Below are 14086 nucleotides of genomic sequence, written 5' to 3' on the forward strand. Positions count from 1 at the left end.
CATCCCGGACACACGGCGGGCAGGCCGGAGGAAGGCGTCGAAGAGAGGTGAGAAGGCGTCAGCAGCCGCGGCGACACGCGGCGGAGGCCACCCGCAGCAGGTCGATGTGACCGCGCGTGGTGAGCAGGGCTGAACGCAACATGCGGCTGAACGTAGCGAGAGGGTGAGGCCGAGGTCAACGGGCATCTCGCGGAATGGACCCCGGGGCGTGGGGCCGAGCGTGCCCGGTCCGGACCCAAGGGCCGACCGGAGCCCGGCGCCCAGCGCGCCCGGTCCGGCCGCGAGGGCTGCCGATGGGTCAGGATGGGGGCATGTCAGATGCGTTCACCACCCGGGTTCTGCACGTCGCCTCAGGCTCCGCGGAGACGGTCGTCGACCTCACCCGTGACTGCGAGGCCTTCCTGCGGCAGGCCGCCGCAGGCCGCGACGGCCTGCTCAACGTCTTCGTCCCGCACGCCACCGCCGGCATCGCGATCATCGAGACGGGCGCCGGCAGCGACGACGACCTCCTCACCGCCCTGCACACCCTGCTGCCCGCCGACGACCGCTGGCAGCACCGGCACGGCAGTCCGGGCCACGGCCGCGACCACGTCCTGCCCGCGCTCGTACCCCCGCACGCGACCCTGCCCGTGGTCGCCGGACGGCTGGAACTCGGGACGTGGCAGTCGGTGTGCCTGGTGGACACGAACCGGGACAACCCCGATCGGCAGGTGCGGCTGAGCTTCCTCGGGGGTTCGTGACACCGGGGAGCGACGGCGGGGCGGAGGACGCACCCTTCGGGAGACGCTCTTCGCCGGTGTCTGCGGGTGTCAGGTCCCGTTGTCGGGTGCGGCGTCCGGGCCGGCCGGTGGCGGGCCGAGTTCCGGGAGGGTCGCCGGGAGGGCCTGCTCGGCCCAGATCACCTTGCCCTGGGGTGTGTACCGGGTGCCCCAGCGTTCGGCCATCTGCGACACCAGGAACAGACCCCGGCCGCCCTCGTCCATGGTCGCGGCATAGCGAAGATGCGGCGAGGTGCTGCTGCCGTCGGACACCTCGCAGATCAGGGTGCGGTCGCGGATCAGCCGCACATGGATCGGTTCCGAGCCGTGCCGGATCGCGTTGGTGATCAGCTCGCTCAGGACCAGTTCGACGCTGAAGCCGAGCTCGGTCAGGCCCCACTCGTCCAGCTTCTCGGACACGGCGTCGCGCATGCCCGACACGGCGGCGGGCTCGGGCGGGACGTCCCAGTCCACGACCTGGTCCGGCGGCAGCGCCCGGGTGCGCGCTACGAGCAGGGCGACGTCGTCCCCCGGCCGCCCGGACAGCAGCGCGTCCAGCGCGGCCTGGCAGCTCTCGTCGGGCGGTCGGTCGGGAGCGCCCGCCAGAGCCTCGCGCAGCATCTCCATCCCCACGTCCAGATCGCGGGAGCGGTCCTCGATGAGACCGTCCGTGTACAGGACGATCTGGGTGCCGTCGGTGAGTTCCAGCTCGGTGGTCTGGAACGGGGTGCCGCCGAGGCCGAGCGGCGGTCCGGCCGGCAGGTCGGCGAAGGTGACGCTCCCGTCGGGGTGGACCAGCGCGGGTGCCGGGTGGCCCGCGCGTGCCATGGCGCAGCTGCGGGTCACCGGGTCGTAGATCGCGTACAGGCAGGTGGCCCCCAGGATTCCCGCGGCGCTCTCCGTGTCGGTCTCCTCCTGGTCGATACGGCCGACCAGGTCGTCCAGATGGCCGAGCAGCTCGTCGGGCGGGAGGTCGAGCGTGGAGAAGTTGTGCACCGCGGTCCGCAGGCGGCCCATCGTGGCGGCGGCGTGCAGACCGTGGCCGACCACATCGCCGACGACCAGCGCGACGCGGCCGCCCGGCAGCGGGATCACGTCGAACCAGTCGCCACTGACCCCCGACTGGGCGGGGAGGTAGCGGTAGCCGACCTCCAGGGCGCTCTGCTCGGGCAGGGCCCGCGGCAGCAGGCTGCGCTGGAGGGTGACCGCCAGGGCGTGCTCGCGGGTGTACCGGCGGGCGTTGTCGATGCTGATCGCGGCGCGCGCCACCAGCTCCTCGGCCAGCGCCAGGTCCTCGTCGTCGAAGGGGGCGCGGTTCTCGGCCCGCCAGAAGTTGGCCATGCCGAGCACGGCACCCCGGGCCCGGATCGGCGCGGCGACCAGGGAATGGATGCCGTAGTCCATGATCTCTCTGGTGCGGACCGGGTCCTGCGCGTGCCAGCCCGCGGCGGTCGACAGGTCGGCCACCAGTTCGGGGCGGCCGGTGCCGTAGCCGTGCGCCTGGGGGGTGGAGGGCAGAAAGTCGATCAGCCGGTCCTTCTCGTAGAGCGGGTGATCGTCGCGGACGCCGCAGACGGCGGTGCGCCGTATGCCCGTCGCCGTGGGGGCGGGCTCGTCGCCGTGCAGCACGGCGTCGGCCAGGTCCACGGTGGCGAAGTCGGCGAACCGGGGTACGGCGACGTGGGCGAGTTCGTCGGCCGTGCGGGCCACGTCGAGGGTGGTGCCGATGCACAGTCCGGCGTCGTACAGCAGGTTGAGGCGCTCCCGCGCGACCTCCGCCCGGCCGGTCACCGCCTGGAGCTCGGTGGAGTCGCGCAGCGTGACCACCGTTCCCCCGGGGCCCGCGGCGTGGTCCGTGGGCCGCTGGTTGACGGCGAGCAGCCGTTCTCCTGCGGCGTGCACCTCGTCGGTGGCCTCGCGCCCCGAGACCAGCAGCGCCACCGTCTCGGGCTCCAGCGACGGCAGCTGCGTCACATGCCTTCCCTCGGCGTCGGGAGGCAGGTCCAGCAGCCGTCGCGCCTCGTCGTTGGCCAGCAGCAGCCGCCCGTCGGCACCGATGATGAGGACCCCTTCACGCACGGAGTGCAACACCGTGTCGTGGTGTTCGTACATACGGGTCATCTCTTCGGGCGCCAGGCTGTGGGTCTGCCGTTGCAGCCGTCTGCCGACCAGGGCCATACCGCCGGTGGCCAGCAGCAGGGCGCCCGCGCCCGCGCCGAGGATGATCGGCAGCTGGCGTTCCACCTGACTGGCCACGTTGCGGACCTTCAGGCCCGCCGAGACGAGGCCCACCACCTTCCCGTCGGCGTCCTTGACGGGGACCGTGGTCTGCACCTCCCGGCCGAGCGGGCCCACGACGCTCTCCGTGTAGACCTGCCCGCGCAGCGACGGCCCGATCCGCCCGACGAACCGTTTGCCGATCTGGTTCGGCAGGGGGTGGGTGTACCGGATGCCGTTGGTGTCCATGACCACGATGAAGTCGACCCCGGCGGCCTTGCGCCCGGCCTCGGTGAGCGGCTGGAGGATCTTGGTCGGGTCGGGACTCTGGAGCGCGGCCAGGACACCGGGTGAGTGTGCGAAGGTCTCCGCCACGGCCAGGGAGCGGCGCTCGGCCTCGGCGGTGGTGTCCCGTTTCGACTGCACGACCAGAGCGAGGACGCCGCAGGCCACGAGCAGGACCACCACGACCACCTGGAGGAGGAAAACCTGGCCCGCAACGCTTCGCGGGCTCCTGCCCACCAGTGACCTCAGCGATATGTTCTGAAAACCGGCGAAACGACTCGCCATAAGACCTTTCTAGCACTGGTGATCCCGGGCGGCCACGGAGCATGCGCCGTGTGGTGCCCCGGCTCCGCCTCCGGCGACCGCCCGGCCCGCGACGCCCGCCGCGTCCTTGCGGGGGGCGGGACCGGCGGCCCCGGTTCGGGAGGCCGGCCCCCGGTGCGGGGTGCATGCTCCCTCGGTGATAGTTCCTCGTTTTGGTCGATATGATGCATTTTGTGATCATGTCCGGGTGGCTGCGGCCCCGCCGTTCCCCCTACGGCGGTCGGTGGGCATTTGCCCGGCTGTCACCGGTGATCATCACCGTCCTCATCACCGGTCTGGCCTTCTCCACGCCGAGGGAGATCGCCATCAGCCGTCTGCTGCCCGCCGCTCCCGCCCTGGCCGCCGCGATGTGGCCCGTGCTGCCGACGGTCCTGCTGGGGATGTTCTGCCTGGTGGTCATGATCGGCCTCGGTTTCGTCTACCCCGACCTGGGGACGCAGTACACCGCCGCCGCGATCGTCGCCGTCACCCTGGCGGCGGCCTACGCGAGCCACGTACGACTCCAGCGCGAGGAGATCCTCCTCCAGGTCCGGCTGGTCGCCGACGCGGCCCAACGGGTCCTGCTGCGTCCCCTGCCGCGCCGCATCGAGAGCGTCGAGATCGAATCGCTGTACGTGGCCGCCCAGGAGCAGGCCCGGATCGGCGGCGACTTCTACGAGGCGGTCGGCACACCGTACGGGGTACGGCTGCTCATCGGCGACGTGCGGGGCAAGGGCCTGTCCGCGGTGGGCGCGGCCTCCGCGGTGATCAGCTGTTTCCGGGAGGCCGCGTACGACGAGCCCGACCTCCGGAGCATCATCGATCGGCTCGAGACCAGCATCGCGCGCCACAGTGCCGCGTTCCCCGGGCAGGACCTCCCGGAGCGCTTCGCCACCGCCCTCATCGCCGAGATCCCGCACGGCGGCGGCCAGGTACGGCTCCTCAACTGCGGGCACCCCCCACCGCTGCTGGTGCACCGCGGGAAGCTCCGTGTCCTGGAGCCCACGGTGCCCTCGCCGCCCCTCAACCTCGCCGCGCTCGTCGGCGACCGCTACTGCGTCGACACCATCATGTTCGCTCCGGGCGACCAACTGCTGCTCTACACGGACGGCGTAACGGAGACCCGGGACCGCGCCGGCGAGTTCTTCCCGCTGCCCGACTGGATGCGGCGGCAGAGCCCGCAACCCCCCGGCGCGTTGCTCGACCGGCTGCACCATGACCTGCTCCAGCACAGCGGCGGAAGACTCGACGACGACATCGCGGCGCTCGCCGTACGGTTCCCGAACGCCCTGGGCCGGGGAGGCCGGCCGATCGACGAGTGACCGAGGCGCAGCGGCAGCGAACCCGGCGGGGTCGCCGGGCAGGCCCGCTCTCGTCACTGGGCGGTCCATCCGCCGTCCATCACCAGCACCGAGCCGGTGAAGAAGCCCGCCTCGTCCCCGGCGAGGTAGACCACCGCCGAGGCGGCCTCCTCGGCGGTGGCGATACGGCCGAGGGGATGCAGGCCGTTGAACCGGTGCGCCGTTCCGGGGCTGTCCGCGACGGTGGCGCGGTACATCGGTGTGTCCACCGACGCAAGCGCCAGGGCGTTGACCCGGATGTTCTGCCGGGCGTACTCCAGCGCCGCCGCCTTCGTCAGGCCGACCACCCCGTGCTTGCCGGCCACATAGGAACTGATCCCGGCACCGAACCCGACGACGCCGAGCTGTGAGGCGTTGTTCACGATCACCCCGCCGCCTCTGCGCTGCAGGGCGGGGATCTCGTGCCGCATGGACAGGAACACACTGGTGAGCACCCTGCCGAGGTCCTCGGCCCAGGCCTCGGGCTTCTGCTCGGCGAGCAGTCCCGGGGTGCCGAGCGATCCGGCGTTGTTGAAGGCGATGTCGAGGCCGCCGAAGTGTTCCTCGCCGGCCCTGACCGCGGCGGCCATGTCCTCGTCGACGGTGACATCGGCGCGTACGCACAGCGCCGTGCCCCCGGCGTCGGTGATCTGCCCGGCGACCCGCTCAAGGTCCGCGGGCCTGCGCGCGGCCAGCACCACGGCCGCGCCCTGGGCGGCCAGTGCCTTGGCGCTGGCCTCGCCGATGCCGGAACTGGCACCCGTCACCAGGGCGACCTTGCCGTGCAGCCGGTGCCGGGGGCGGATGTCGTCGGGGAAGTGGTGTGTGCACTGTTCGTTCAATGGTGGACGGTGCCGCCCGATCGGGTCGGACCTGCTCCCTTCGGTGTGGGGGGATCGCTCCGAAGGCGCCCGCCCCGGTCACCCGGGTCCGGGGCGGGCCGGCTCGTGGATCATCGCGGTGTTCGGTCGGTGTCGTCGGGTGCGGCTGAGGGTGAGGGAGGGGGTCCGGTGTCAGGCCGGTGAGGTCTCCTCGGTCTTGTGCCGGGAAGCGGCGGCGACCGAGATCCGGTCCCGGTGCCAGGCGTAGCAGCTCACGAGAATCCCGCAGACGGTGACGGCCGCGGCGGCGAGATAGACCGGACGCAGGCCCGGACCGTCGATGACCAGGCCGCCCAGCCAGCCGGCCAGCGCGGCGGCCACCTGGTACGCGGAGGCGTTCACCGCGATGGCCAACGTGGGCGCGGAACTCGCGGTGTTCAGGACCCGCGTCTGCATGCCCGGGATCACCGAGAAGCCGAGCGCGCCGATGAGGAACACCATCACGGCCGCAGCGGCGGTGCTGTCGCTGACCGCCCAGGCCGCCAGCAGTGCCGCGGTGAGCAGCCCCAGCAGGCCGACCTGGGACGGCATCAGGGCCCGGTCGGACAGCCAGCCGCCGACGAAGTTCCCGACCGCCGCGCCGACGCCGTACACCACCAGCAGTACCGCCACCGCGCCGTCGGCGAACCCGGAGACGTCGGTGAGCAGCGGCGCGAAATAGGTGAACACCATCAGCAGGCCCATGTTGGCGACGCCGGTGATGACGATCGCCAGCCGGACCTCCCGGCTGCGGAAGACCCGCAGTTCGGTCACGGCCGAGGTCCCGGGGGTCGTGCTCGCCACGTCCGGCACGAACGGCAGCACCATCAGCAGGCCGGCCAGACAGACGGCGGCGATGACGCCGAAGGTGGCCCGCCAGCCGAAGTTGTTGCCGATGAAGGTGCCGAGCGGTGCACCGAGCATCATCGACAGGTTCATCCCGAAGGCCAGCTTGGACACCGTGGAGGCCTGTCTGCCCTCCGGTGCCGTGGACACGGCGATGACGACCGCGTTGGCGAAGAACGTGGCGGTGATCAGCGCGGTCACGACCCGCGCCAGGAACAGCACCCAGTACACCGGGGCCAGCGCGGAGGCGAGGTTGCCCACCACCACGATCACCATCAGGGCCACCAGCAGCGGCTTGCGCGGGTAGCGGGCGGTGAGCGCGGTCAGCACCGGACCGCCGACGATCATGCCGATGGCGTAAGCGGTGACCAGGAGCCCGGCGCTGGGGATCGATACGTCGAGGTCGTCGGCGACGTCCGGGAGGATGCCGGCGATGACGAACTCGCCGGAGGTGATGCCGAACACGCACAGCATCAGGGACACGAGCTTCAACGACATGCTGTCTCTTCTGGTTCGGGGCGGATGTTCGGTCGGCCGCGGGGGAGGGCCCGACGCGCGGTCGTGGAGGACCGGCCGGACCGCGGGGGCCGGGGCGGGTCCCTACGGGGTGGGCGCGGGGCCCGCGTAGCGGAACGCGTAGGACGAACCCAGCGCGACGAGGTGGTCCAGGTCGGGACCGGGGAGGTCCTCGGTCGGCAGGGTGAGCGCCTTGGCGTGCGGCAGCTCCGCCGCCAGGAACCGGTCGAACTGCGGCCGGCGGTCCGGCTGCGGTGTCGAGTGGATGGTCAGGAAGCGGGCCCGCTCGGAGGTGGTCACGAAGCCGTGCGGCAGGGTCCGGGGCACGATCATGGTGCTGCCGGCCTCCGCGATCTGCTCCTCGCCGTCGCAGACCATGCGCAGGGTGCCGTCCAGGACGATGAACACCTCGTCCTCGTAGTGGTGGACGTGCAGCGGGGTGTTGTAGCCGCGGTCGCCGGTGTGCTGGACGACGGTGAAGCTGTCCCTGGTGGCGGAGCCGGGCACCCGTATCTGCGCCAGGCCGCCGAGCAGCCACACCGCGGTCTGCTCGGACTCCGGGATCAGCCGGCCCTTCTCGTCGTGGGCCATGTCCGGGAAGGTCATCGTGCTCCTTTGCGTCGGGGGCGAAGGCGTCCGGCCCGGGAGCGTTCAGCCGTGCGGTGCCGTAGCGGGATCCGCCGGCGGGACGGGCTGCTGCTCGCAGCGGGCCAGGAATGCGGCGGCGCCGTCGGGGGTCGACAGGGTCCGCCACATCGAGACGGGGTCGCCGAAGCCGCTGACGAACGCGTCGGCGACCCGCCGGTCCGCGGCGGCCCGCGCGAACAACCCGCGCACATGCGGGGGTGGTTCACCCAGGAAGGCGTTGCTCCACTCCACGACGTGGCGCGCGTGCTCCCACAGCCGGGCCGAGGCCCCGCGGCAGAACTCCTCGTCGAACGGCCCGTCGTGGGCGGCGACGAGGTCGGCCAGCGCGAACGCCGTGTGCGAACCGAGGTTGGCGCCCTGCGCGGTGAGCGGATCGTTGGTGATCCAGGCGTCCCCGACGGCCAGTGCGCAGGTGCCGTCGTCCAGCCGGGCCCAGCCTCGTCGGACGACCGGCGTGAGGGCGCCCTGGGCCAGTTCGCCGGGCGCCGTCAGCGAGAACTCGCCGGTGTCGATGCGCTCGCGCAGCCGGGGCGTGTGGGTGGCGACCAGCTCGAGCAGAGCGCGGTGGAAGGCGGCCGGATCGGCCCGGGCGTCGAGGTGGCAGACGGGCTCCAGCGGGCCGCCGGGTATCGCCTCGACGGCGAGGACGTCGACCCGTCCCGCCGGGGACACGAACGGCAGCTTCAGGATCTCGCCCGCACCGGGCAGGAAGTGGATGTCGACGGAGTGCGGCACGTCCTCGGCGATGCCGAAGTAGTAGCCGGCACACAGGACGCGCTGAGGGGCCGAGTACGGCGAGCGCTCGGGATCGGCCGGGAACAGCCGGCGGACCATCCGGTTGCCGTTGGCGACGACCAGCAGGTCGTGCCGGGGAGCCAGGTCCTCCACCGCGTGGTCACCGATCATTAGTTCCCCGCCGCGATCGACGAAGGCGGACAGCAGGTGCGGCAGGTAGATACGGAAGTCCACCACGCTGGACGGGGGCCGCAGCGCGGCGAGGAATTCCAGCGGCCGTGGACCGCCGGCGTGCATGCTGACCTCCCAGTGGTGCACCTGCGCGTCCGGGAAGTCCCAGTCGAAGACGCCGAGTTCACGTTCCCGCTGCTGGGTGGGGCCGAACCGGGCGGGGAAGTTGCGGGGCCGCCCGTCCTTGAGCCCGTCGAGGCCGACGTCGGAGTACACCGTCGCCTCGACCCCCAGCTGTTGCAGACGCAGCGCCAGTTGCAGTCCGGAGATCCCGGACCCGACGACACCCACGCGGCTCATGCCGCCACCTCCTCGACGTCGGAGCCCGAACGCAGCCGGGCGGAGAGCCAGCCCACGGACTCCACCGTGAACCGGGCGGCCTGCGGTGAGGCCAGGGCGGAGGCGGGAATCAGCACGGGGTGCCGAAGACCCGCGTCGATCAGTTCACCGATCCTCTTCAGCACGGTCTCCCGGCTGCCGGCCAGGACCTGGGCGGCGATCACCTCGTCGGGCACCGCCGCCAGGGCCCGTGCCACCTCCGCTCGGGTCAGCAGGTGCGGCAGCAGCTCCGTCAGGCCCTTGTAGTCCTCGCCGAACGGATGCTGCGCGCCGTGCCGGCGCCAGGCCCGGGCACCCGCGTGCAGCGCCAGGAACCGGATCGGGGCGGCCCGCAGCAGGTCCCGGGCGGCGTCGTCGGTCTCCGCCACCACGACCGGCAGACCGGCTGCCGGAAGCACGGCGCCGGGGTCCCGGCCCGCCTGTTCGGCGGCCGTGCGCACCACGGCCAGTCGCCGGGCGTACTCGTCCGGGGTCATCAGGTCGGAGGGGAGCCATCCGTCCGCGTGGCGGCCGGCCAGCGTCAGCATGCGCTCCTGGTTGGCGCCCAGCCAGATCAGCGGCGTCCGCCCCTCGGGCGCGGGCAGGCCCATGACGGCGCGGTCCAGGGTGAAGTGGCGCCCCCGGAAGTCGTGCGGGCCCTCACCCGAGAAGAACGTCCGCAGCACCCGGAGCGCTTCCTCCACCCGGCCCACCCGGTCGTCGTGCGGCACGCCGTAGGGCACCAGGTTCTCCAGTGCTCCCGCGCCGAGGCCGAGCACCGGCGCGCGCTCGGTGAGCTGGGCGAGGGTCAGCGCGGTCTGCGCCAGTACCGCGGGGTGCCGGCGGTGGGGGTCGGTGACCCCGACGGCGAGGCGTACCGGGCCGGCCAGCGGGGCGAGGTTGCCGAGCACGGTCGCGAAGTCGAGGCAGCGGTCGGGCGTGGGCATGTCCGCGGCCAGGTGACTGAAGTCGGTGTCCCAGGCCTGCCGGGGAAAGACATCGATCAGGTGGTCGGTGACCAGGAAGGTGTCCAGGCCGGCCCCGCGCGCGGCCTCCAGCAGTCCGCGCCCGGCCGCCACACTGCCGACCGCGTCCCAGATGAGGCCGACCTGCACAGTCAAGGGGTGCTCCTCACCGCACGTGCCTCCTCGATGAACTCGGCGGTGCCGTCGGGACCGCGCACGCACCGCCACATGGCGTGCGGTCGGTCGAGCCGGGCGACGAAGGCGTCCGCCACCCGCTGGTCGTCCGCGGCGGCGGCGAGCAGCGTGCCCAGCTGGGGCGCGGGAGGGCCGAGGAACAGGTTCGTCCAGTCGACGACGGGCTGGGCGGTCGCCCACATCCGCTCCGAGACGGTGCGGCAGAACGTCTCGTCGTAAGGCCCCGGGGTGCCGCGGAGTTCGTCGGCCAGCTGGAAGGCCAGCGCGGAGCCCAGGTTGGCGCCCTGGGCGGTGATCGGGTCGTTGGTGATCCAGGCGTCGCCCACGGCCAGCGCGAACCGGTCGTCCGTCAGCCGTGCCCAGCCCCGGCGGACCACCGGCACCACCGAGCCGCGCAGCAGGTCCACGGGCCGGGTCAGGGCGAACGCCCGCTCGTCGATCCGGGCGCGCAGCGTGGGCGCGTACGCGGTGATCAGACCGAGCAGTTCCTTGGCGAACCGGTCGGGATCCTCCCGCTGGTCGCGGTCGGTGAGTTCGGCGAACGGACCGCCCGGCACCGCCTCGACGAGCACCACGGTCACCCGGCCGTCCATGGAGTGGTACGTCGGGGCGTGGATCTCACCGGCGCCCGGCACCATGTGCATGGTCATCCCGGGCGGGTCCGGCGGCCGGACACCGTGGAACAGGCCACCCACCAGGTGCCGGGGCGCCCGGTCGTGGGGCGAGCGGGCCGGGTCGCGCGGGAACGTGTCCGTGAGGGCTCCCCGCCCGGCCGCCACGACGACCAGTTCGTGCCGCTCGGCCAGCCGCAGCAGATCGCCTCGGCCGGCCACCTGCCGGCGGATCCAGTTCCCGCCGCGCCGCAGGTATTCCTCCAGCAGCGCGGCGAGATAGATCCGGAAGTCGACGGAACTGGCCGGCTCCGGCAGCCGCGCACGGAACGACGGACCGCCCGGTGCCTCCACGGTCACATGCATCCAGGGGTTGTCGAACTCGCTCGACTCCCACGCGGACAGCCCGAGTTCCCTCTCCCTCGCCCGGGTGGAGGCGAATCTGGTGACGAAGTTCAGCGGTGGACCGCCGCGGAGGTCGTCCGGGCCCTGCGCCGAGTACAGGGTGGCGTCCAGGCCCGACTGCCGGAGCCCGAGCGCCAGGTGCAGGCCGGAGATCCCGGTGCCCACGATGCCGATACTCATGCTGTAGCTCCACCTGTGCCGGGAATGGGTGTCGTCCGGCGCGTTGCCGGGGAGTGCGTCGCACGGAACATGCCGTTTCGGAACCTGTCGGCACGGCGGTATTGCCGCCGCGGTCCGGCGGGAATTCGCCGACCGGTCTCTCGGTGTCGGAATTCCGATGCCGCTCTCGGTGGATATACCTCCCCACCTGGCATTCGCCGTCGCAGCTTTCCTTTCCATGACCGCCCGTCATGCCGCGCCCGGACCACCGCTTCCGCGCAACTGGGCGGATCTGGTGACCGACTGCTCGGTAAGTGCGAGTGATTCAGGACAGGGTGAAGAAGTGTCGGATCGGTTTTCGGCCAATGTCGCGACCCCGTGCCGGAATCCCCCGCGAGTGGGCCTGAGTGGCGCAAGCTTCTCCCGTAGCGAAGGGTTTGCGCAATCGCCCATCGATTAGGATCCTTGATGGATCGGGTCGGCACGGTATCGACGGGAGGCACGGGGGATGGTCGGCGCGGAAGATCCAGCCGTTCATCAACTGCGATCACTGCTGGCGCTGGCCGAGGAACTGCATTTCGGCCGTGCCGCCACACGGCTGTACCTCACTCAGTCCGCCCTCAGCCAGCAGATCGGCACACTGGAGCGGCGGCTGGGGGTCCAGTTGTTCACCCGCACCAGCCGCAAGGTGCAACTGACCCCGCTGGGCCGGGCTCTCCTGCCGCTGGTACGGAACGTGGTGGGAGCCGCGGACGAACTGCGGGACGCCGCACGGCACTCCTCGGCCGGCGACGACGGGCTGGTGCTGCGCATCGGGCTCACCGACTGCGCCGCCACCCTCACCGCCACCCGCCGGGTGATCGCCACCCTCACCACCCTGCACCGCGGTCTGGAGGTCGACCTCGAGGTGCTCGATCTGGTCGAGCAGGCGACGGCCCTGGCGGTGGGGCGGATCGACGCGGCGTTCGTCTACGGACCGGTGCCCGCAGGCTTTCACGCCGAGCCGCTGACCACCGAGCCGCGCGTGGTGTGCCTCGCCGCCTCCGACCCGCTCGCGCGGCGGCCGGCCCTGCGCCTCGCGGATCTCGCCGACCGCCCCATGGTGGGACTGGCGCCGGAGATCTCCGCCGTCGAACGACGGTTCTGGGCCATGGATCCCCGCCCCGACGGCACCCGCGTGCGCTACACCGGCCACCACGTCACGCGGGTCGAGTCCCTGCTGTCCGCCGCCTCCTTCGACGGGGCCATCGCCTTCCTGCCCGCCGTGGCCGCCGAGTTGTTCCCCCGCCCCGACATCCGCTACCGCCCCGTCGCCGACCTGGCACCGTGCACCTTCGGCCTGGTCTGGCCCGAGCCGGCGCGGGAGAACCCCAACATCACCGCCCTGGCGGACCTCTGCCGCCGCCTGCGCGACCAGGGCCGGCTGCCGGCGGGAACCATCCAGGGGCCCGACGAGCCGACGGTGCCGTCCGGGGCGGGACGGAAGCCGAGCGCACCGGACGCGGTCCCGCTGCCGACGCGCTGAGCGGCGCGGTGCCGCCCGGCCGGACGGAACGGGAAGCGGTGTTCCGTGGGCCCGCGCGCCCTCGTTCGCAGGGCGCGTTCCGGCCGAAGGACACCCCCACAATGGTTGAAAACCGATGGTAACCACTCGAACAGGCATGCCAGGATGAGTTCACCATGACTGCTGGACGGGGCTTTCGCGTGCTGCGCGCCGTGGTCTTCGCGGCCGTGTGCGTGATCTCCGCGGCACTGGGCCACGTCCTGATGTCGGGCCACGGACCGTCCTGGTGGCTGCTGCTCGGCGCGGGCACCGCGGTGGCGGGGACGACCTGGTCCCTGGCCGGTCGGGAGTGCCGACGCGTGGTGGTGGCCGTGTTCGCCGTGGCGACCCAGGCCGGGCTGCACGGACTGTTCATGCTGACGCACGCGGCGACGATGCCCGGACCGGAGCCCGGCACCGCGGGCCGAGCGGCATCGATGTCCCACAGCGGGGCCGGTCACACCGCACGAGGGCTGGAGCCGTCGGGCCACGGACTGCACACCGCGCCCGGCTCCCCGGCTCATGGCATCGACGCCTCCTTCCTCCCGGGCACGCTCGGCATGCTCGCGGTCCATCTGCTGGCCGCTCTGCTGTGCGGTCTGTGGCTCGCGCTGGGGGAGGGGGCCGCATTCCGCGTCCTGCGGGCCCTCGCCGCGCGGCTCGCGGCGCCCCTGCGGCTGCTCCGACGGCCGCCCGTGCCGAAGTCCCGGCCCCGTCCGCCCGCCCCAGGGGCACGCTCGGAGCGTGTGCCGTGGCGGCTGGCGGTGCCCCGCGCCCTGACCACTCGGGGGCCGCCGGCGCCCGCCGCCGCCGTGCTCCGGTAACACCACTGCCCGAGGCCGTCGGCGTGGTCCGCACGGGCGGACCGAAGGCGCCGCGGAGCGGCCGGAGGTCCGAGCCGCGCGGCCCGTCGCCCATGGTCCGCGGTGCCGGACCGAGGACCGGCATCACGCGTGCGGGGCGAATTGCTGAAATCGCGCTCCCTGTACCGGACTTCCCGCGAGTCGCTGATCCACAGCGGTCGGCCGTGGCGGAACTCGGGATCAATGAAATGCACGCCGGAGCGTCCCGGCCTGCCCGGAAATTCGAGAATTCCGCGAACTTCCGGCGCCGGGCACGCCCCGGCCGTGGCCGTAGCGACGTGAAGGAGC

The 14086-nt window shown here is 72.5% G+C and carries 12 protein-coding genes; 4 read left to right on the plus strand and 8 right to left on the minus strand.

Annotated features, from left to right (window positions below; genetic code table 11):
• Positions 1–58: 58 nt before the first annotated feature.
• Positions 59–142, minus strand: coding sequence for a putative leader peptide (locus DN051_RS47875; protein ID WP_349817350.1), 84 nt, complete (start codon positions 140–142; stop codon positions 59–61).
• A 169-nt stretch (positions 143–311) separates the two neighbouring features.
• Here DN051_RS47875 and DN051_RS33235 point away from each other — a divergent pair, with 169 nt between their 5' ends.
• Positions 312–740 (plus strand): secondary thiamine-phosphate synthase enzyme YjbQ, encoded by a 429-nt coding sequence (locus DN051_RS33235; protein ID WP_053757567.1) that lies wholly within the window; start codon positions 312–314, stop codon positions 738–740.
• A 69-nt stretch (positions 741–809) separates the two neighbouring features.
• Here the strand turns inward: DN051_RS33235 and DN051_RS33240 are convergent, their stop codons facing one another.
• On the minus strand, positions 810–3545 hold the full coding sequence (locus DN051_RS33240) for a SpoIIE family protein phosphatase (RefSeq protein ID WP_079000559.1): 2736 nt from the start codon (positions 3543–3545) through the stop codon (positions 810–812).
• Between the two features lie 212 nt (positions 3546–3757).
• On the opposite strand from DN051_RS33240, the gene DN051_RS33245 reads away from it, so the two are divergent.
• Complete coding sequence (locus tag DN051_RS33245) at positions 3758–4885, plus strand: PP2C family protein-serine/threonine phosphatase (RefSeq protein ID WP_246040683.1); 1128 nt, start codon at positions 3758–3760, stop codon at positions 4883–4885.
• Between the two features lie 53 nt (positions 4886–4938).
• Here DN051_RS33245 and DN051_RS33250 read toward each other — a convergent pair whose 3' ends face one another.
• From DN051_RS33250 to DN051_RS45225, 6 genes are all read right to left on the minus strand, one after another.
• On the minus strand, positions 4939–5745 hold the full coding sequence (locus tag DN051_RS33250) for an SDR family oxidoreductase (RefSeq protein WP_199314735.1): 807 nt from the start codon (positions 5743–5745) through the stop codon (positions 4939–4941).
• A 171-nt stretch (positions 5746–5916) separates the two neighbouring features.
• Positions 5917–7107, minus strand: coding sequence for an MFS transporter (locus DN051_RS33255; RefSeq protein ID WP_112440359.1), 1191 nt, complete (start codon positions 7105–7107; stop codon positions 5917–5919).
• Between the two features lie 102 nt (positions 7108–7209).
• Complete coding sequence (locus tag DN051_RS33260; protein ID WP_112440361.1) at positions 7210–7731, minus strand: cupin domain-containing protein; 522 nt, start codon at positions 7729–7731, stop codon at positions 7210–7212.
• A 45-nt stretch (positions 7732–7776) separates the two neighbouring features.
• On the minus strand, positions 7777–9039 hold the full coding sequence (locus tag DN051_RS33265) for a styrene monooxygenase/indole monooxygenase family protein (protein WP_112440363.1): 1263 nt from the start codon (positions 9037–9039) through the stop codon (positions 7777–7779).
• Positions 9036–10172 (minus strand): LLM class flavin-dependent oxidoreductase, encoded by a 1137-nt coding sequence (locus DN051_RS33270; RefSeq protein WP_246041147.1) that lies wholly within the window; start codon positions 10170–10172, stop codon positions 9036–9038. The genes DN051_RS33265 and DN051_RS33270 overlap by 4 nt, the downstream gene beginning before the upstream one ends.
• Positions 10173–10174: 2 nt before the next feature.
• Entirely contained in the window at positions 10175–11413 is a 1239-nt protein-coding gene (locus tag DN051_RS45225) for a styrene monooxygenase/indole monooxygenase family protein (RefSeq protein WP_162625018.1), read from the minus strand.
• Positions 11414–11900: 487 nt separating this feature from the next.
• On the opposite strand from DN051_RS45225, the gene DN051_RS33275 reads away from it, so the two are divergent.
• Positions 11901–12917, plus strand: a complete 1017-nt coding sequence (locus DN051_RS33275) for a LysR family transcriptional regulator (RefSeq protein WP_112440367.1) — start codon at positions 11901–11903, stop codon at positions 12915–12917.
• Between the two features lie 155 nt (positions 12918–13072).
• Positions 13073–13759, plus strand: a complete 687-nt coding sequence (locus DN051_RS33280; RefSeq protein ID WP_112440369.1) for a hypothetical protein — start codon at positions 13073–13075, stop codon at positions 13757–13759.
• Positions 13760–14086: the final 327 nt, after the last annotated feature.

The sequence above is a fragment of the Streptomyces cadmiisoli genome (genome assembly GCF_003261055.1).
In the GTDB taxonomy this organism is placed as follows: domain Bacteria; phylum Actinomycetota; class Actinomycetes; order Streptomycetales; family Streptomycetaceae; genus Streptomyces; species Streptomyces cadmiisoli.